At 65.3% G+C, this 15,286-nt stretch carries 28 protein-coding genes; all 28 read right to left on the bottom strand.

What is annotated here, in order from left to right:
* Positions 1–21: 21 nt before the first annotated feature.
* The gene (gene rpsM, locus OG588_RS30120) at positions 22–402 is read right to left on the bottom strand and encodes a 30S ribosomal protein S13 (protein ID WP_019055531.1); all 381 of its coding nucleotides are present in this window, start codon (positions 400–402) and stop codon (positions 22–24) included.
* A 205-nt stretch (positions 403–607) separates the two neighbouring features.
* The gene (rpmJ, locus tag OG588_RS30115) at positions 608–721 is read right to left on the bottom strand and encodes a 50S ribosomal protein L36 (protein ID WP_003998809.1); all 114 of its coding nucleotides are present in this window, start codon (positions 719–721) and stop codon (positions 608–610) included.
* Positions 722–780: 59 nt separating this feature from the next.
* Complete coding sequence (infA, locus tag OG588_RS30110) at positions 781–1,002, bottom strand: translation initiation factor IF-1 (protein ID WP_003948620.1); 222 nt, start codon at positions 1,000–1,002, stop codon at positions 781–783.
* A gap of 237 nt (positions 1,003–1,239) precedes the next feature.
* Positions 1,240–2,076, bottom strand: coding sequence for a type I methionyl aminopeptidase (gene map, locus OG588_RS30105; protein WP_405949999.1), 837 nt, complete (start codon positions 2,074–2,076; stop codon positions 1,240–1,242).
* 138 nt (positions 2,077–2,214) lie between these two features.
* A complete protein-coding gene (locus OG588_RS30100; protein WP_405949998.1) occupies positions 2,215–2,880 on the bottom strand; it encodes an adenylate kinase in 666 nt (221 codons plus the stop codon).
* Positions 2,880–4,193 carry a preprotein translocase subunit SecY gene (gene secY, locus OG588_RS30095; RefSeq protein ID WP_405949997.1) on the bottom strand — a complete coding sequence of 438 codons (1,314 nt, stop codon included), beginning with the start codon at positions 4,191–4,193 and terminating at the stop codon, positions 2,880–2,882. Before secY ends, OG588_RS30100 begins: the two co-directional genes overlap by 1 nt.
* A 256-nt stretch (positions 4,194–4,449) precedes the next feature.
* Positions 4,450–4,905 (bottom strand): 50S ribosomal protein L15, encoded by a 456-nt coding sequence (gene rplO, locus OG588_RS30090; protein ID WP_019055527.1) that lies wholly within the window; start codon positions 4,903–4,905, stop codon positions 4,450–4,452.
* 2 nt (positions 4,906–4,907) lie between these two features.
* The gene (rpmD, locus tag OG588_RS30085) at positions 4,908–5,090 is read right to left on the bottom strand and encodes a 50S ribosomal protein L30 (RefSeq protein ID WP_006376032.1); all 183 of its coding nucleotides are present in this window, start codon (positions 5,088–5,090) and stop codon (positions 4,908–4,910) included.
* Positions 5,090–5,695 (bottom strand): 30S ribosomal protein S5, encoded by a 606-nt coding sequence (rpsE, locus tag OG588_RS30080; RefSeq protein ID WP_006376045.1) that lies wholly within the window; start codon positions 5,693–5,695, stop codon positions 5,090–5,092. The genes rpmD and rpsE overlap by 1 nt, the downstream gene beginning before the upstream one ends.
* Before the next feature lie 37 nt (positions 5,696–5,732).
* Entirely contained in the window at positions 5,733–6,116 is a 384-nt protein-coding gene (gene rplR, locus OG588_RS30075) for a 50S ribosomal protein L18 (RefSeq protein WP_019055526.1), read from the bottom strand.
* Positions 6,117–6,119: 3 nt separating this feature from the next.
* Positions 6,120–6,659, bottom strand: coding sequence for a 50S ribosomal protein L6 (gene rplF / locus OG588_RS30070; protein ID WP_019055525.1), 540 nt, complete (start codon positions 6,657–6,659; stop codon positions 6,120–6,122).
* 22 nt (positions 6,660–6,681) lie between these two features.
* Positions 6,682–7,080 (bottom strand): 30S ribosomal protein S8, encoded by a 399-nt coding sequence (rpsH, locus tag OG588_RS30065; protein WP_013001411.1) that lies wholly within the window; start codon positions 7,078–7,080, stop codon positions 6,682–6,684.
* A 214-nt stretch (positions 7,081–7,294) separates the two neighbouring features.
* Complete coding sequence (locus tag OG588_RS30060) at positions 7,295–7,480, bottom strand: type Z 30S ribosomal protein S14 (protein WP_003948630.1); 186 nt, start codon at positions 7,478–7,480, stop codon at positions 7,295–7,297.
* Between the two features lie 5 nt (positions 7,481–7,485).
* Positions 7,486–8,043: a 50S ribosomal protein L5 gene (gene rplE / locus OG588_RS30055; protein WP_019055523.1), complete on the bottom strand. Its 558-nt coding sequence runs from the start codon at positions 8,041–8,043 to the stop codon at positions 7,486–7,488.
* Positions 8,043–8,366 carry a 50S ribosomal protein L24 gene (gene rplX, locus OG588_RS30050; RefSeq protein ID WP_019055522.1) on the bottom strand — a complete coding sequence of 108 codons (324 nt, stop codon included), beginning with the start codon at positions 8,364–8,366 and terminating at the stop codon, positions 8,043–8,045. The genes rplE and rplX overlap by 1 nt, the downstream gene beginning before the upstream one ends.
* Before the next feature lie 2 nt (positions 8,367–8,368).
* A complete protein-coding gene (rplN, locus tag OG588_RS30045; RefSeq protein ID WP_003998823.1) occupies positions 8,369–8,737 on the bottom strand; it encodes a 50S ribosomal protein L14 in 369 nt (122 codons plus the stop codon).
* Between the two features lie 101 nt (positions 8,738–8,838).
* Entirely contained in the window at positions 8,839–9,126 is a 288-nt protein-coding gene (gene rpsQ, locus OG588_RS30040; RefSeq protein ID WP_019055521.1) for a 30S ribosomal protein S17, read from the bottom strand.
* Complete coding sequence (rpmC, locus tag OG588_RS30035; protein WP_005481220.1) at positions 9,126–9,350, bottom strand: 50S ribosomal protein L29; 225 nt, start codon at positions 9,348–9,350, stop codon at positions 9,126–9,128. The genes rpsQ and rpmC overlap by 1 nt, the downstream gene beginning before the upstream one ends.
* Positions 9,350–9,769: a 50S ribosomal protein L16 gene (gene rplP / locus OG588_RS30030; protein ID WP_010986348.1), complete on the bottom strand. Its 420-nt coding sequence runs from the start codon at positions 9,767–9,769 to the stop codon at positions 9,350–9,352. The genes rpmC and rplP overlap by 1 nt, the downstream gene beginning before the upstream one ends.
* A gap of 5 nt (positions 9,770–9,774) precedes the next feature.
* Positions 9,775–10,638: a 30S ribosomal protein S3 gene (rpsC, locus tag OG588_RS30025; RefSeq protein ID WP_366431051.1), complete on the bottom strand. Its 864-nt coding sequence runs from the start codon at positions 10,636–10,638 to the stop codon at positions 9,775–9,777.
* Positions 10,638–10,985, bottom strand: coding sequence for a 50S ribosomal protein L22 (gene rplV, locus OG588_RS30020; protein WP_006604878.1), 348 nt, complete (start codon positions 10,983–10,985; stop codon positions 10,638–10,640). Before rplV ends, rpsC begins: the two co-directional genes overlap by 1 nt.
* 40 nt (positions 10,986–11,025) lie before the next feature.
* On the bottom strand, positions 11,026–11,307 hold the full coding sequence (gene rpsS / locus OG588_RS30015; protein WP_019055518.1) for a 30S ribosomal protein S19: 282 nt from the start codon (positions 11,305–11,307) through the stop codon (positions 11,026–11,028).
* 12 nt (positions 11,308–11,319) lie between these two features.
* Positions 11,320–12,156 (bottom strand): 50S ribosomal protein L2, encoded by an 837-nt coding sequence (gene rplB / locus OG588_RS30010; RefSeq protein ID WP_327401914.1) that lies wholly within the window; start codon positions 12,154–12,156, stop codon positions 11,320–11,322.
* Between the two features lie 38 nt (positions 12,157–12,194).
* The gene (rplW, locus tag OG588_RS30005; protein ID WP_200681734.1) at positions 12,195–12,614 is read right to left on the bottom strand and encodes a 50S ribosomal protein L23; all 420 of its coding nucleotides are present in this window, start codon (positions 12,612–12,614) and stop codon (positions 12,195–12,197) included.
* Complete coding sequence (gene rplD, locus OG588_RS30000; RefSeq protein ID WP_033280017.1) at positions 12,614–13,270, bottom strand: 50S ribosomal protein L4; 657 nt, start codon at positions 13,268–13,270, stop codon at positions 12,614–12,616. The genes rplW and rplD overlap by 1 nt, the downstream gene beginning before the upstream one ends.
* Position 13,271: 1 nt before the next feature.
* Entirely contained in the window at positions 13,272–13,916 is a 645-nt protein-coding gene (gene rplC, locus OG588_RS29995; protein ID WP_266861021.1) for a 50S ribosomal protein L3, read from the bottom strand.
* 17 nt (positions 13,917–13,933) lie between these two features.
* Positions 13,934–14,242, bottom strand: a complete 309-nt coding sequence (gene rpsJ / locus OG588_RS29990; RefSeq protein WP_003948644.1) for a 30S ribosomal protein S10 — start codon at positions 14,240–14,242, stop codon at positions 13,934–13,936.
* A gap of 518 nt (positions 14,243–14,760) precedes the next feature.
* Entirely contained in the window at positions 14,761–15,207 is a 447-nt protein-coding gene (locus tag OG588_RS29985; protein WP_405949996.1) for a hypothetical protein, read from the bottom strand.
* Positions 15,208–15,286 lie beyond the last annotated feature (79 nt).

Below are 15,286 nucleotides of genomic sequence, written 5' to 3'. Positions count from 1 at the left end.
TGAAGCGTTGTCCGCTGCGGACTACTTCTTGCCCGGCTTCTTCTTGCCGGCGATGGCGCGACGCGGACCCTTGCGGGTACGAGCGTTCGTGCTGGTGCGCTGACCGCGAACGGGCAGACCACGACGGTGACGCAGACCCTGGTAGCAACCGATCTCCACCTTGCGGCGGATGTCGGCCTGGATCTCGCGACGGAGGTCACCCTCGGTCTTGATGTTGGCGTCGACGTACTCACGAATCGCGACGAGCTGCTCTTCCGAGAGGTCGCGAACGCGGGTGTTGGGGTCGATGCCGGTCTCGGCCAGCGTCAGCTGGGAAAGGGTCCGACCAATGCCGAACACGTAGGTGAGGGCGACCTCCACGCGCTTTTCGCGCGGGATGTCGACACCGGAAACGCGTGCCATTCAATGGCTCCAGTTGATCTTCGGAGGTCTTCCGCAGAACCGGATCCCAGCCGCCGGCCTCTTCGTTCGAAGAATTGGTACGGCGTGGGTCCCCAGCCTCCGAGCCGGGGGTGTCGGACGCCTACTACGCCCGGGTCCTGCGTATGAACATGTATTGCTCGCGTCGCGCGAAACTCTGCGAAAGATGCAGAGGGAAGGTCCTGCGTCAGCCCTGGCGCTGCTTGTGGCGCGGGTTCTCGCAAATGACCATGACCCGACCGTGACGGCGGATCACCCTGCACTTGTCGCAGATCTTCTTGACGCTCGGCTTGACCTTCATTGGTGAGGTTCTCCGGGTCAGTTGCCTTCGGCGCCGCTTGCGCGGAACCTGGGCAAGATCTACTTGTAGCGGTAGACGATCCGGCCACGCGTCAGGTCGTACGGAGACAGCTCCACCACGACCCGGTCGTCAGGGAGGATGCGGATGTAGTGCATACGCATCTTGCCGCTGATGTGTGCCAGGACCTGGTGGCCGTTCTGGAGCTCCACCTTGAACATGGCGTTCGGGAGAGACTCGACGACAGTGCCTTCGATCTCGATGGCACCTTGCTTCTTGGCCACGCTTCGCCCTTCGAATCGACTACCTTGATCGACTCAGTGCGTCCCCTTACGGGGTGCATGCGGACATGCGGCTGCACGAGAGCCGACGAGTCAGTCTACGTCAGGCCACTCGGAAAGACGAATCGAGGAAGGATGCCCGAAGACAGAGATCATTAAGCACAGGGCGCTGCAATGCCCTTGTTTTTAGGGGCGCGAGGAACTGCGCGACCAGCCCCCACCGGGCCGCCAGACAGCCAACTACGCGAGCGGATCCGGCGCAGCCGTGATCCCATACTCAGCCAGCTTCGCCTTACCACCATCAGGAGCCGTCAGCACAAGGGGCCCCTCCTCGGTCAGAGCAACCGAGTGCTCCCAGTGCGAAGACCAGGTCCCGTCCGTCGTGATGACCGTCCAGTCATCCGAGAGAACCTCGGTCTTAGGGGTACCCAGAGACACCATGGGCTCGATGGCGAGGCAGAACCCCGACACCAGCTTCGGCCCCTTGCCCCGCCGCTTCTCGACGTAGTTCAGCAGGTGAGGATCCATGTGCATCTCGGTACCGATGCCGTGACCGCCGTAGTCCTCGACGATCCCGTACTTACCCCCACCCGGCTTCGGCTGCCGCCGGATGTACGTCTCGATGGCCCGGGAGATGTCGACGAGCCGATTACCGAGCTTCATCGCGGCGATCCCGGCCCACATCGACCCCTCGGTCACCCGCGACAGCTCAAGCAGCTCCGGAGAGTGCCCCGAGCCCACGAACGCGGTGTACGCCGCGTCCCCGTGCCAGCCGTCGATGATCGCGCCGCAGTCGATGGAGATGATGTCGCCGTCCTTCAGCACGACCTCGTCGGACGGGATGCCGTGGACGACGACCTCGTTCACCGAGGTGCAGATCGTGGCCGGGAAGCCGCCGTAGCCGAGGAAGTTCGGCTTCGCGTTGTGGTCCGCGAGGACCTTGCGGGCCACCTCGTCCAGATCCTTCGTGCTCGCGCCGGGCACCGCCGCCTCACGCGTGGCCGCGTGGATCGCGGCGACGACCAGCCCCGCCTCGCGCATCTTGGCGATCTGCTCGGGGGTCTTGATCTGCACCATGGGGGCCTGCGCTCTCCGTCTTCCGCGACACAAAAGAATGGCCGTACGACGCAAGGAATGGCCGTACCCAAAAATAGCTGTACACAACAGTACGACCGCGGCACCCCTGCGGGCACCGCGGCCGGATCTGTCAGCTGACTACTTCGCGTTCTCGTCCTCGCGCTGCAGCGCGTCCAGCGCCCGCTGCGTGATCTCGTCCACCGGACCGAGCGAGGAGATCGTGACCACCAGGCCCTGGGCCTTGTAGTAGTCGATGATCGGCTCGGTCTGCGTGTGGTAGACCTCCAGGCGGGTGCGGACCGTGTCCTCGGAGTCGTCGTCGCGCTGGTAGAGCTCGCCGCCGCAGACGTCACAGACGCCGTCCTGCTTCGGCGGGCTGTACGTCACGTGGAAGACGTGACTGGAGTCCTTGCGGCAGATGCGGCGGCCGGCGATGCGCTTGACCACCTCGTCCTCGGAGACCTCCAGGTCGAGGACCGCGTCCAGCTTGATGCCCTCGGTCTTCAGCAGCTCGTCCAGCGCCTCGGCCTGCGACACATTGCGCGGGAAACCGTCCAGCAGAAAGCCGTTGACGGCGTCCGGCTGCTCCATGCGGTCCTTGGCCATCGCGATGGTGACCTCGTCCGGGACCAGGTTGCCCGCGTCCATGTAGGACTTCGCCAGTTTGCCGAGTTCCGTGGCCTGACTGATGTTGGCACGGAAGAGGTCGCCCGTGGAGATGTGCGGGATGTGCAGCGTCTTGGCGAGGCGCACAGCCTGCGTTCCCTTACCGGCACCCGGCGGCCCGACGAGGACGATTCGCATCAGCGGAGGAACCCTTCGTAATTGCGCTGCTGGAGCTGGCTCTCGATCTGCTTCACCGTCTCGAGACCGACACCCACGATGATCAGGATGCTGGTCCCGCCGAACGGGAAGTTGCCGCTTGCGTTGAAACCGACCAACGCCATCGTCGGTACGAGAGCGATCAGACCCAGATACAGCGAACCCGGCCAGGTGATCCGGTTGAGTACGTAACTCAGGTACTCAGCGGTGGGCCGGCCAGCCCGGATGCCCGGGATGAAGCCACCATACTTCTTCATGTTGTCGGCGACTTCCTCGGGGTTGAACGAGATCGCCACGTAGAAGAACGCGAAGAAAACGATCAGCAGGAAGTAGCTGACCAGGTAAATCGGGTGGTCACCCTTGGTCAGGTTGGTCTCGATCCAGGTCTTCCAGCCGGACGTGCTGCCGGAGAACTGAGCGACCAGAGCCGGGATGTAGAGCAGTGACGACGCGAAGATGACCGGAATCACACCGGCCTGATTGACCTTCAGCGGGATGTAGGTCGACGTACCACCGTAGGAACGGCGGCCGATCATGCGCTTCGCGTACTGGACCGGGATCCTGCGCTGGGCCTGCTCGACGAAGACCACGAGGCCGACCATCACCAGGCCGACGAGGATGACGGTGCCGAACTCGATCCAGCCGCCGGCCAGCGTGCCCTGCTTCTTGATGGCCCACAGCGCGGACGGGAAGGTCGCGGCGATCGAGATGAACATGAGGATCGACATGCCGTTGCCGATGCCGCGGTCGGTGATGAGCTCGCCGAGCCACATCACGACGCAGGTGCCGGCGGTCATGCAGACGACCATGGTGATGGTGGTGAAGATCGACTGGTCCGGGACGATCTGATTCGCCGTCGGGCAGCCCGAGAAGAGGGCGCCGCTGCGGGCGGTGGCCACCAGACCGGTGCCCTGGAGGATGGCGAGCGCCACGGTCAGATAACGCGTGTACTGCGTGATCTTCGCCGTACCGGCCTGGCCCTCCTTCTTGAGGGCTTCGAGGCGCGGGATCACGACGGTCAGCAGCTGCAGAATGATGCTCGCGGTGATGTACGGCATGATGCCGAGCGCGAAGATCGTGATCTGGAGCAGCGCGCCACCGCTGAACATGTTGACCAGACCGAACAGACCCTGGTTGCCGTTCGAGACGTCGATACAGGTCTGGACGTTCTTGTAATCGACGCCCGGGATCGGGATGTGCGTACCGACTCGATACACCACGATGATGGCGAGCGTGAAGAGCAGCTTCTTGCGCAGGTCGGGTGTCCTGAACGCCCGGGCGAACGCGGTGAGCACGGTGCCTCCTGCGACCCCCGCGTGTGCGCGCGTGAGGTGACGACTAAGTGTGGTTGATGGCCTGTGGAACGAGATTACGGCATGCCAAGACGACGCTGGGTACCAGCCGCACAGCCTACCTACATCGACGCCCCTAGGGGATACCGATCGAACGTCCCATGAGTCACGACTACTGAAAAAACGGCCGGGGTCGACCCTCTGTAGAGGGCCAACCCCGGCCGCCGTTGCTGACGTTGGTCAGGCTCGGTCCGAAATGTCAGACGAGCTCGGTGACCGTACCGCCCGCGGCAGTGATCTTCTCCTTGGCGGAGCCGGAGACGGCGTCAACCGAAACCTGCAGCGCCACGGAGATCTCGCCCTGGCCGAGCACCTTGACGAGGCTGTTCTTGCGAACGGCACCCTTGGCGACGAGACCCTCTACGGTGACCTCGCCACCCTCGGGGTACAGCGCGCCCAGCTTGTCGAGGTTCACGACCTGGAACTCGGTCTTGAACGGGTTGCGGAAGCCCTTGAGCTTCGGAAGACGCATGTGGAGGGGCATCTGGCCACCCTCGAAGCGCTCCGGCACCTGGTAACGGGCCTTCGTACCCTTGGTTCCACGACCGGCCGTCTTACCCTTCGACGCCTCACCACGACCCACACGGGTCTTGGCGGTCTTGGCGCCCGGGGCGGGACGGAGGTTGTGGATCTTGAGCGGGTTGTTCTCCGCCATGATCAGTCGACCTCCTCAACCGTCACGAGGTGGCGGACGGTGTGCACCATTCCGCGGAACTCGGGGCGGTCCTCCTTGACGACCACGGTGTTGATCCCCTTGAGACCAAGCGACCGCAGTGTGTCACGGTGGTTCTGCTTGCTGCCGATGTACGACTTCGTCTGCGTGACCTTGAGGCGAGCCATTACGCACCCGCCCCGGCACGTGCACGAAGGAGAGCCGCGGGGGCGACGTCCTCGAGGGGCAGACCGCGGCGGGCCGCGATCTCCTCGGGACGCTGCAGGCCCTTGAGGGCCGCCACGGTCGCGTGCACGATGTTGATCGCGTTGGACGAGCCGAGCGACTTCGACAGGATGTCGTGAACGCCGGCGCACTCGAGCACCGCACGCACCGGGCCACCGGCGATAACGCCGGTACCGGGGGAAGCAGGCTTGAGCAGGACGACGCCCGCGGCCTTCTCGCCCGTGATCGGGTGCGGGATGGTGCCTTGGATACGGGGGACCTTGAAGAAGTGCTTCTTGGCCTCTTCAACACCCTTGGCGATCGCGGCCGGCACCTCCTTGGCCTTGCCGTAACCGACACCGACGGTGCCGTCACCGTCGCCCACCACGACGAGCGCGGTGAAGCTGAAGCGACGACCACCCTTGACAACCTTGGCGACGCGGTTGATCGCGACTACGCGCTCAACGTACGCGGTCTTCTCGGCGGCAGCAGCGCCGCCGTCACGGCCCTTCCGGTCCCGCCGCTCGCCGCCACCGGCACCGCTTCCACGGCGCTGGGGTCCAGCCATTGGATTACCTCTCTCTTTCCGCTAGCTACGGAAGCGACTAGAACTTCAGTCCGGCTTCGCGGGCGGCGTCCGCCAGGGCGGCGATGCGCCCCGCGTACTGATTGCCACCGCGGTCGAATACGACAGCCTCGACACCGGCGGCCTTGGCGCGCTCGGCGACCAGGGCGCCGACCGACTTGGCCTGCGCGGACTTGTCGCTCTCGCCGCCGCGGATCGAGGTGTCCAGGGTCGACGCCGACGCCAGGGTGTGACCCTTGATGTCGTCGATGACCTGGGCCACGATGTGGCGGTTGGAGCGGGTCACGACCAGGCGCGGACGCTCAGCCGTACCGGAAATGTGCTTCCGGATGCGGATGTGACGACGCTTGATGGCAGCACGCTTGTAAGCGTCGCCCTTAGCGATCTTCGTACCGTATGCCATGGCTTACTTACCCGCCTTTCCGACCTTGCGCCGGATGACTTCGCCCTCGTACTTGACGCCCTTGGCCTTGTACGGGTCGGGCTTGCGCAGCTTGCGGATGTTCGCCGCAACCTCGCCGACCTTCTGCTTGTCGATGCCCTCGACCGAGAAGTGCGTCGGGTTCTCGACCTTGAACGAGATGCCCTCGGGCGCCTCGACCGTGATCGAGTGGCTGTAGCCGAGCGCGAACTCAAGGGTGGAACCCTTGGCCGCGACGCGGTAACCGACACCACTGATTTCGAGCTTCTTCACGTAACCCTCGGTCACGCCGGTGATCATGTTCGCCACCAGCGTGCGGGACAGGCCGTGCAGGGCCTTGTTCTGACGCTCGTCGTTGGGGCGGGTGACGCTGAGCACGCCGTCCTCACCCTTGGCGATGTCGATCGGCGCAGCGACGGTGTGGGTCAGCGAGCCCTTGGGGCCCTTGACCGAGACCGTACGGCCGTCGATGGTGACGTCCACGCCGGCGGGAACCGTGATGGGGAGCTTGCCAATACGCGACATAGCTTCTTCCGATTCCTTTCCGCTACCAGACGTAGGCGAGAACTTCTCCGCCTACGCCCTTCTTGCCGGCCTGCTTGTCGGTGAGGAGACCGTGCGACGTGGAGATGATCGCCACGCCGAGGCCACCGAGCACCTTGGGCAGGGAGGTGGACTTCGCGTAAACCCGGAGACCGGGCTTGGAGATCCGCTTGATGCCCGCGATGGAGCGCTCACGGTTCGGACCGAACTTCAGCTCGAGAACGAGGTTCTTGCCGACCTCGGCGTCCTCGACCTTCCAGCCCGTGATGAAGCCCTCCTGCTGGAGGATCTCCGCGATGTGCGACTTGATCTTCGATGCCGGCATCGTCACGGAGTCGTGGTATGCCGAGTTCGCGTTCCGCAGACGCGTAAGCATGTCTGCGATCGGATCAGTCATGGTCATGAATTGGCCTTCGGCCTCTCTCGCCGGGGTTTCCTGGTGCGCCATCCCTCTCCCTGAACCGAGACGGGGCGGGTGCGGCGCGGTGGACCTACGGCGTAGTAAGTCGTATGGGCGGCAATCAGGCGCCCAACCCTCCTAGCCTAAGCCATGGAGGGGTGGGCACCTGACCGTGCCCTCTGCTTACCGAGAGCTTCGGGAGTCCGGAAGTACCGGACTACCAGGAGCTCTTGGTCACGCCCGGCAGCTCGCCACGGTGAGCCATCTCACGAAGGCACACGCGGCAGAGGCCGAACTTGCGGTACACGGAGTGCGGACGGCCGCAGCGCTGGCAGCGCGTGTAGCCGCGTACTCCGAACTTGGGCTTACGAGCAGCCTTGGCAATCAGAGCCTTCTTCGCCATCTCGCTTACGCCTCCTTGAAGGGGAAGCCGAGGTGACGGAGAAGGGCACGGCCTTCGGCGTCGTTGGTCGCCGTGGTCACCACGGTGATGTCCATACCCCGGACGCGGTCGATCTTGTCCTGGTCGATCTCGTGGAACATGACCTGCTCGGTGAGACCGAAGGTGTAGTTGCCACGACCGTCGAACTGCTTGGGAGACAGACCACGGAAGTCGCGGATGCGCGGAAGCGCGAGCGACAGGGTGCGGTCCAGGAACTCCCACATGCGGTCGCCACGGAGCGTGACGTGGGCACCGATCGGCTGACCCTCGCGCAGCTTGAACTGCGCGATGGACTTGCGGGCCTTGGTGATGGCCGGCTTCTGACCGGTGATCGTGGTCAGGTCACGGACGGCACCGTCCATGAGCTTGGAGTCACGGGCGGCGTCGCCGACACCCATGTTCACCACGATCTTGACGAGGCCGGGGATCTGCATGACGTTCTCGTAGGAGAACTCCTCACGCAGCTTGCCCGCGATCTCCTCGCGGTACTTCGTCTTGAGGCGCGGGCTGGTGGTGGTAGTCATCAGATGTCCTCACCCGTCCGCTTGGCAACGCGAACCTTGTTGCCCTCGTCGTCGAAGCGGTAGCCGACACGCGTGACGACCTTGTTGCCGTCCTTCTCAACGACCAGCTGGACGTTGGAGACGTGGACGGGCGCCTCGGTCGTGACGATGCCGCCGGCCTGCGAACCCTTGGCGGTGGGGCCGGCCTTGGTGTGCTTCTTGACCCGGTTGACACCCTCGACCAGGACGCGGTCCTCGCGGGGGTAGGCCGCAATGACCTTGCCCTGCTTGCCCTTGTCCTTGCCGGTGATGACCTGAACCGTGTCACCCTTCTTGATCTTCATGCTTACAGCACCTCCGGAGCCAGCGAGATGATCTTCATGAACTTCTTCTCGCGCAGCTCGCGCCCGACCGGGCCGAAGATGCGGGTACCACGAGGGTCACCGTCGTTCTTCAGAATGACGGCGGCGTTCTCGTCGAAGCGGATGTACGAGCCGTCCGGACGGCGGCGCTCCTTGACGGTGCGAACGATGACGGCCTTGACGACGTCACCCTTCTTCACGTTGCCACCGGGGATCGCGTCCTTGACGGTGGCGACGATGACGTCACCGATGCCCGCGTAGCGGCGACCGGAGCCACCGAGCACACGGATGCAAAGGATTTCCTTCGCACCAGTGTTGTCGGCGACACGCAGTCGCGACTCCTGCTGGATCACGTCTATCTCCTGTTTGTCTGCCGGTTCCCGGGGCGGGTGCGCAACTTACACACCCGCCCCGAGCCTGGCGGAACTGTCCTGCGGGGTTAGCCCCGCAGGAATTACTTGGCCTTCTCGAGGATCTCGACGATGCGCCAGCGCTTCGTCGAGGACAGCGGACGCGTCTCCATGAGGAGGACGCGGTCGCCGACGCCTGCGGCGTTCTGCTCGTCGTGGGCCTTGAGCTTGTTCGTACGGCGGATGACCTTGCCGTACAGCGCGTGCTTCACGCGGTCCTCGACAGCGACGACGACGGTCTTGTCCATCTTGTCGCTGACGACGAGACCCTCACGGGTCTTGCGGAAGCCGCGGCTCGCGGTCTGCTCTTCAGTCACGTTGCTCTCGCTCATCAGGCGCTCTCCACCGTCTCGATGCCCAGCTCGCGCTCACGCATCAGGGTGTAGATCCGCGCGATGTCCTTCCGGACGGCCTTGAGCCGACCGTGGTTCTCGAGCTGACCGGTCGCCGCCTGGAAGCGGAGGTTGAACAGCTCTTCCTTGGCTTCGCGGAGCTTGTTGAGAAGCTCCTCGTCACCCAGTTCGCGCAGCTCGGACGCCTTGGTACCGGCCGACATCACGCTTCACCTGCCTCGCGCTTGACGATCCGGCACTTCATCGGCAGCTTGTGCGCTGCGCGAGTGAGGGCCTCACGGGCGATCTTCTCGTTGGGGTAGGACAGCTCGAACATGACCCGGCCCGGGTGCACGTTCGCGATCCACCACTCGGGAGAACCCTTACCGGAACCCATGCGGGTCTCGGCAGGCTTCTTCGTGAGCGGGCGGTCCGGGTAGATGTTGATCCAGACCTTGCCGCCACGCTTGATGTGGCGGGTCATCGCGATACGGGCGGCCTCGATCTGGCGGTTCGTCACGTACGCCGGCGTGAGGGCCTGAATGCCGTACTCGCCGAACGAAACCTGCGTACCGCCCTTGGCCTGACCACGGCGCTTGGGGTGGTGCTGCTTGCGGTGCTTGACCCTACGGGGGATCAGCATTTCGGTCAGGCCTCCGTTCCACCGGTAGAAGAGGGCGCGGCCTCGACCGGAGCGGCAGCCGCCGGAGCCTCGGCCTTGGGGGCCTCGGCAGCGGGAGCAGCCTGCTGCGGCTTGCGGCCGCGGCCGCCACGCTCGCCACCACGGCCACCGCCGCGGGCGGGGCGGTCGCCGCCGCCACCCGCGCCACCGCGCGCCGGGCGGTTACCCGCACGGGCAGCGGCGTTCTCGGCGCGGACCTCGGCGATGTTCTTGACGTCGCCCTTGTAGATCCAGACCTTCACACCGATACGGCCGAAGGTCGTCTTGGCCTCGAAGAAGCCGTAGTCCACGTTCGCGCGGAGCGTGTGCAGGGGCACGCGGCCCTCGCGGTAGAACTCCGAGCGGGACATCTCGGCGCCGCCGAGGCGACCGCCGCACTGGATCTTGATGCCCTTGGCGCCGGCCTTCATGGCGGACTGCATGCTCTTACGCATGGCCCGACGGAAGGAGACGCGGGAGGAGAGCTGCTCGGCGACGGCCTGCGCGACCAGCTGGGCATCCGTCTCGGGGTTCTTGACCTCGAGGATGTTCAGCTGGACCTGCTTGCCCGTGAGCTTCTCGAGGTCGCCGCGGATGCGGTCGGCCTCGGCGCCACGGCGGCCGATGACGATGCCCGGACGTGCCGTGTGGATGTCCACGCGGACGCGGTCACGGGTGCGCTCGATCTCAACCTTCGAGATGCCGGCGCGCTCCATGCCGGACGTCATCATCCGACGGATGGCGACGTCTTCCTTGACGTAGTCCTTGTACAGCTTGTCGGCGTACCACCGGGACTTGAAGTCCGTGGTGATGCCGAGCCGGAACCCGTGCGGGTTAACCTTCTGGCCCATTACCGGGTTCCTTCCTTGCTGCTGACGACCACGGTGATGTGGCTGGTCCGCTTGCGGATCCGGTAGGCGCGGCCCTGGGCACGCGGCCGGAACCGCTTCAGGGTCGGACCCTCGTCGACGTACGCCTCGGAAATGACGAGGCTGCCGGCGTCGGTGTGGTCGTAGTTGTGTGCGGCGTTGGCAATGGCGCTGTCAAGCACCTTGCCGACCGGCACGCTCGCGGCCTGCGGGGCGAAACGCAGGACCGCCTGAGCCTCCGTGGCGTCCATGCCACGGATGAGGTCCACCACGCGGCGGGCCTTCATGGGCGTGACGCGGATGTACCGCGCCTGGGCCCTGGCTTCCATGGTTGTCCCTTCAGTGTTTGTCATGGTCGGTCGCCCCGCGCTAGCGGCGCTTCGACTTCCGGTCGTCCTTGACGTGACCCCGGAAGGTGCGCGTCGGCGAGAACTCGCCGAGCTTGTGGCCGACCATCGACTCGGTGACAAACACCGGGATGTGGGTCTTGCCGTTGTGCACCGCGATCGTGTGGCCGAGCATGGCCGGGACGATCATCGAGCGGCGGGACCAGGTCTTGATGACGTTCTTGGAGCCGGCCTCGTTCTGTACGTCCACCTTCTTGATGAGGTGGCCGTCGACGAAGGGCCCCTTCTTGAGACTGCGCGGCATCTAAACCCGCTCCTAGCGCTTCTTGTTCGTCTTGCGGCGGCGGACGATGTACTTGCTCGAAGCCTTCTTCGGCGAGCGAGTACGACCCTCCTTCTGACCCCACGGGGAGACCGGGTGGCGACCACCGGAGGTCTTGCCCTCACCACCACCGTGCGGGTGGTCGACCGGGTTCATCGCGACACCGCGGACGGACGGGCGAACGCCCAGCCAGCGCTTGCGGCCGGCCTTGCCCCAGTTGATGTTGCTCTGCTCGGCGTTGCCGACCTCGCCGACCGTGGCGCGGCAGCGCTGGTCGACCAGGCGGATCTCACCGGAAGGCATACGAAGGTGGGCCATCGTGCCCTCCTTCGCGAGCAGCTGCACGGAGGCACCGGCGGAGCGGGCGAACTTGGCGCCGCCACCGGGACGGAGCTCGATCGCGTGGATCGTGGTACCGACCGGGATGTTGCGGAGCGCCAGGTTGTTGCCCGGCTTGATGTCGGCCCCGGGACCGTTCTCGACGCGGTCACCCTGCGACAGGTTGCGGGGGGCGAGGATGTAACGCTTCTCGCCGTCCGCGTAGTGCAGCAGCGCGATGCGCGCGGTGCGGTTGGGGTCGTACTCGATGTGCGCGACCTTCGCCGGCACGCCGTCCTTGTCATGGCGACGGAAGTCGATGACGCGGTAGGCGCGCTTGTGTCCGCCACCCTGGTGGCGAACGGTCACACGACCGGAATTGTTACGGCCGCCCTTGCTGTGCAGGGGGCGAACCAGCGACTTCTCCGGCGTGGACCGCGTGACCTCGACGAAGTCGGCGACGCTGGAGCCACGGCGGCCCGGCGTAGTCGGCTTGTACTTGCGGATTCCCATTTCTCAGTCCTCGTCCGATATCGGACGATCCGACCCGCTTACGCGGCCGGACCGCCGAAGATGTCGATACGGTCGCCCTCAGCGAGGGTCACGATCGCGCGCTTGGAGCCCGCGCGCTGACCGAAACCGGTCTTGGTGCGCTTGCGCTTGCCCTGGCGGTTGATCGTGTTGACCCCGGTGACCTTGACCGAGAAGACCGCCTGGACGGCCTGCTTGATCTGGGTCTTGTTGGCGCCCGGGGCCACGATGAAGGTGTACTTGCCCTCGTCGAGGAGCGCGTAGCTCTTCTCCGAGACGACCGGCTTCAGCAGCACGTCACGGGGGTCCGTGAACGACTTGCTGATCGGCGTCTCGACAGTGTTCTTGCCCTCGGTCTCGTGGCGCTTCGCCTTGGCGATGCGCGCGACCTTCTTGGCCTTGGCGGCCTTGGAGGCGATGCTCGGGTGACGCGTAGCCATCAGGCTTCGCTCCCTTCGGTGTCAGCGGCCTGGGGGCCAGACACGAAGGACTCGAAAGCGGCCTGGGTGAAGACCACGTCGTCCGAGACGAGAACGTCGTACGTGTTCAGCTGGCCCGGCTCCAGGATGTGGACCTGGGGCAGGTTGCGCGCGGAAAGCAGCGCGGCCTCGTCGGAGCGCTCGATGACCAGGAGCACGTTCTTGCGCTCGCTGACCTTGCCGAGGAAGCTCTTGGCGGCCTTGGTGGAGGGGGTCTCGCCCTCGATCACGCCGGTGATGACGTGGATGCGAGCGTTGCGGGCCCGGTCGGTGAGGGCGTGGCGCAGAGCCGCGGCCTTCATCTTCTTCGGGGTCCGCTGCGAGTAGTCGCGCGGCGTGGGGCCGTGGACGACGCCACCGCCGGCGAACTGCGGGGCGCGGGTCGAACCCTGGCGGGCGCGGCCGGTGCCCTTCTGGCGGTACGGCTTCTTACCGCCACCGCGGACCTCGCCACGACGCTTGACCTTGTGCGTGCCCTGACGGGCGGCGGCCAGCTGTGCGACGACGACCTGGTGAAGCAGCGGAATGCTGATCTTCTCTACGTCGAAGATCTCGGCCGGGAGCTCAACGGTCCCGGCGTTGTCGCCGGAGGGCGACAGAATGTCAATGGTGCTCATGTCAGGCCCCCTTGGCGGCGGTACGGACCAGGACGAGGCCGCCGTTCGGACCGGGGATGGCTCCCTTGATGAGGAGCAGTCCCTTCTCCGCGTCAACAGCGTGAACGGTCAGGTTCTGGGTGGTGACCCGCTCGTTGCCCATGCGGCCCGCCATGCGGACGCCCTTGAACACACGGCCCGGGGTGGCACAGCCACCGATGGAGCCGGGAGAGCGGTGCTTGCGCTGGACACCGTGGCCGGCGCCGAGGCCCTTGAAGTTGTGACGCTTCATGACACCGGCGAAGCCCTTGCCCTTGCTCTTGCCGGTCACGTCGACCTTGACGCCGGCCTCGAACACCTCAGCGGTGATCTCCTGGCCGAGCGTGTACTCGGAGGCGCCCGCGGTGCGGATCTCGACGAGGTGGCGACGCGGCGTGACATCGGCCTTGGCGAAGTGACCCTTGAGGGGCTTGTTCACCTTGCGCGGGTCGATCTCGCCGAAGGCGATCTGGACCGACTCGTAGCCGTCGGAGTCATTCGTACGGACCTGGGTCACGACGTTCGGGCCGGCCTTGACGACGGTGACCGGAACAACACGGTTGTTCTCGTCCCACACCTGCGTCATGCCGAGCTTCTCGCCCAGGATGCCCTTGATCTGCTTAGCCATCTTCAGCTCACCGATCCCTAGAGCTTGATCTCGATGTCGACACCGGCCGGGAGGTCGAGTCGCATCAGAGAGTCAACGGTCTTGGGGGTGGGGTCGAGGATGTCGATCAGGCGCTTGTGCGTGCGCATCTCGAAGTGCTCGCGCGAGTCCTTGTACTTGTGCGGCGACTTGATGACGCAGTACACGTTCTTCTCAGTGGGCAGCGGCACCGGGCCCGCGACCGACGCACCAGTGCGCGTCACCGTCTCGACGATCTTCTTCGCCGAGGAATCGATGACCTCGTGGTCGTAGGCCTTGAGCCGGATGCGGATCTTCTGTCCCGCCATGGCTACTCAGTAGTCCTGTCTCTAGTAACGCTCTGCACCCCGGTAAGTCCTTCTGCTCTCTGCGATTCCTCCGACCCACGCGGTCGGGTGTGTCGCGCTCTCACCGACACAGAAGTCCCAAGGTTCGGAACTTCCCTACTGGGAAAGCACGGCCCTTCCGGAACCGCAAGCCGAGGGCGAAGAAGCCCACCGGGTGCCTGGCCGGCGCCGCACTGACACTTCCCGAAAGATTCCCGTACGTCCGCCCCAGCGCTGCCGTGAGGCAGTTGGGACGACGAGTACCGTGGGACTCGCTTCCGGTCCTCCCGACGGGAGGCGCGCAGCATCAACACTCGACCGAGCAACTCGGACAGTCTGCCATATGGGGCAGTGCCTCCGCCAATCGAGCCGGAGAGAATACCCCGGGAGTGACGTAGGTCAAACGCACGCCCGATCGGACCGGGGCGAGTCGGGCGCCCGCGCCCATGATCTCCGCCAGGGGTGTTGCCCCCTACCTCTTGAGGCCTACGCCCGCCGACTCACCCCTGCCCCGAGGCACCGACCGACCGGAAGCACCGCGAGTACAGGTTCACCTCGATGAGCGGCTCGTGGCCGTCCAACCCCTTGAGCCAGGTGACTTCGGCCTGGCTGAGCGTCTTCTCGTGGACAGCCAGGATCTGCGCGTTCTTGTTCCTGCTCCCGTCGTCCCCGACCTTCTCGATCTTCCAGCCCTGCTCGGGGAGTCCCTGGCGCAGATTGGCCATGCCCTTCTCCAGCACGTCGTTCCCCACCCCGTACGCCGACCAGGGGTGCCGGATCCTGTTCAACTCCGCCGAGCCACCGTCACCGGACTCACAGGGCTGAACGTTCGGACCCGGTTCGGTGACCTTGCTCTTGATGGCCATGACGTCGAAGATCTGGCTGGACAGGTTCGAGATCTCCCCCTTGACCGATTCGGTGGACCGGGACTTCGGCTCGTAGCCCAACGAGTTCTCACTCCCCTGAGAAGAAGACGAACAGCCTGTTGCCAGCACGAGGGCGGACGCGGCGATCAATGGTCCTGCA

Source organism: Streptomyces prunicolor (assembly GCF_045162825.1).
Lineage (GTDB): Bacteria > Actinomycetota > Actinomycetes > Streptomycetales > Streptomycetaceae > Streptomyces > Streptomyces prunicolor.
The sequence above is the reverse complement of the archived record's forward strand: the minus strand, read 5'-3'. Positions and strand labels throughout refer to the sequence as shown.

Bases quoted from the DNA above. Each gene is read 5' to 3' on its own strand.
- rpsM (WP_019055531.1), bottom strand. From the start codon at position 402: ATGGCACGCGTTTCCGGTGTCGACATCCCGCGCGAAAAGCGCGTGGAG.
- rpmJ (WP_003998809.1), bottom strand. From the start codon at position 721: ATGAAGGTCAAGCCGAGCGTCAAGAAGATCTGCGACAAGTGCAGGGTG.
- map (WP_405949999.1), bottom strand. From the start codon at position 2,076: ATGGTGCAGATCAAGACCCCCGAGCAGATCGCCAAGATGCGCGAGGCG.
- OG588_RS30100 (WP_405949998.1), bottom strand. From the start codon at position 2,880: ATGCGAATCGTCCTCGTCGGGCCGCCGGGTGCCGGTAAGGGAACGCAG.
- rplO (WP_019055527.1), bottom strand. From the start codon at position 4,905: ATGGCGGAGAACAACCCGCTCAAGATCCACAACCTCCGTCCCGCCCCG.
- rpmD (WP_006376032.1), bottom strand. From the start codon at position 5,090: ATGGCTCGCCTCAAGGTCACGCAGACGAAGTCGTACATCGGCAGCAAG.
- rpsE (WP_006376045.1), bottom strand. From the start codon at position 5,695: ATGGCTGGACCCCAGCGCCGTGGAAGCGGTGCCGGTGGCGGCGAGCGG.
- rplR (WP_019055526.1), bottom strand. From the start codon at position 6,116: ATGGCATACGGTACGAAGATCGCTAAGGGCGACGCTTACAAGCGTGCT.
- rplF (WP_019055525.1), bottom strand. From the start codon at position 6,659: ATGTCGCGTATTGGCAAGCTCCCCATCACGGTTCCCGCCGGCGTGGAC.
- rpsH (WP_013001411.1), bottom strand. From the start codon at position 7,080: ATGACCATGACTGATCCGATCGCAGACATGCTTACGCGTCTGCGGAAC.
- OG588_RS30060 (WP_003948630.1), bottom strand. From the start codon at position 7,480: ATGGCGAAGAAGGCTCTGATTGCCAAGGCTGCTCGTAAGCCCAAGTTC.
- rplE (WP_019055523.1), bottom strand. From the start codon at position 8,043: ATGACTACCACCACCAGCCCGCGCCTCAAGACGAAGTACCGCGAGGAG.
- rplX (WP_019055522.1), bottom strand. From the start codon at position 8,366: ATGAAGATCAAGAAGGGTGACACGGTTCAGGTCATCACCGGCAAGGAC.
- rpsQ (WP_019055521.1), bottom strand. From the start codon at position 9,126: ATGAGCGAGAGCAACGTGACTGAAGAGCAGACCGCGAGCCGCGGCTTC.
- rpmC (WP_005481220.1), bottom strand. From the start codon at position 9,350: ATGTCGGCCGGTACCAAGGCGTCCGAGCTGCGCGAACTGGGTGACGAG.
- rplP (WP_010986348.1), bottom strand. From the start codon at position 9,769: ATGCTGATCCCCCGTAGGGTCAAGCACCGCAAGCAGCACCACCCCAAG.
- rpsC (WP_366431051.1), bottom strand. From the start codon at position 10,638: ATGGGCCAGAAGGTTAACCCGCACGGGTTCCGGCTCGGCATCACCACG.
- rplV (WP_006604878.1), bottom strand. From the start codon at position 10,985: ATGGAAGCCAGGGCCCAGGCGCGGTACATCCGCGTCACGCCCATGAAG.
- rpsS (WP_019055518.1), bottom strand. From the start codon at position 11,307: ATGCCGCGCAGTCTCAAGAAGGGGCCCTTCGTCGACGGCCACCTCATC.
- rplB (WP_327401914.1), bottom strand. From the start codon at position 12,156: ATGGGAATCCGCAAGTACAAGCCGACTACGCCGGGCCGCCGTGGCTCC.
- rplW (WP_200681734.1), bottom strand. From the start codon at position 12,614: ATGGCTACGCGTCACCCGAGCATCGCCTCCAAGGCCGCCAAGGCCAAG.
- rplD (WP_033280017.1), bottom strand. From the start codon at position 13,270: ATGAGCACCATTGACATTCTGTCGCCCTCCGGCGACAACGCCGGGACC.
- rplC (WP_266861021.1), bottom strand. From the start codon at position 13,916: ATGGCTAAGCAGATCAAGGGCATCCTGGGCGAGAAGCTCGGCATGACG.
- rpsJ (WP_003948644.1), bottom strand. From the start codon at position 14,242: ATGGCGGGACAGAAGATCCGCATCCGGCTCAAGGCCTACGACCACGAG.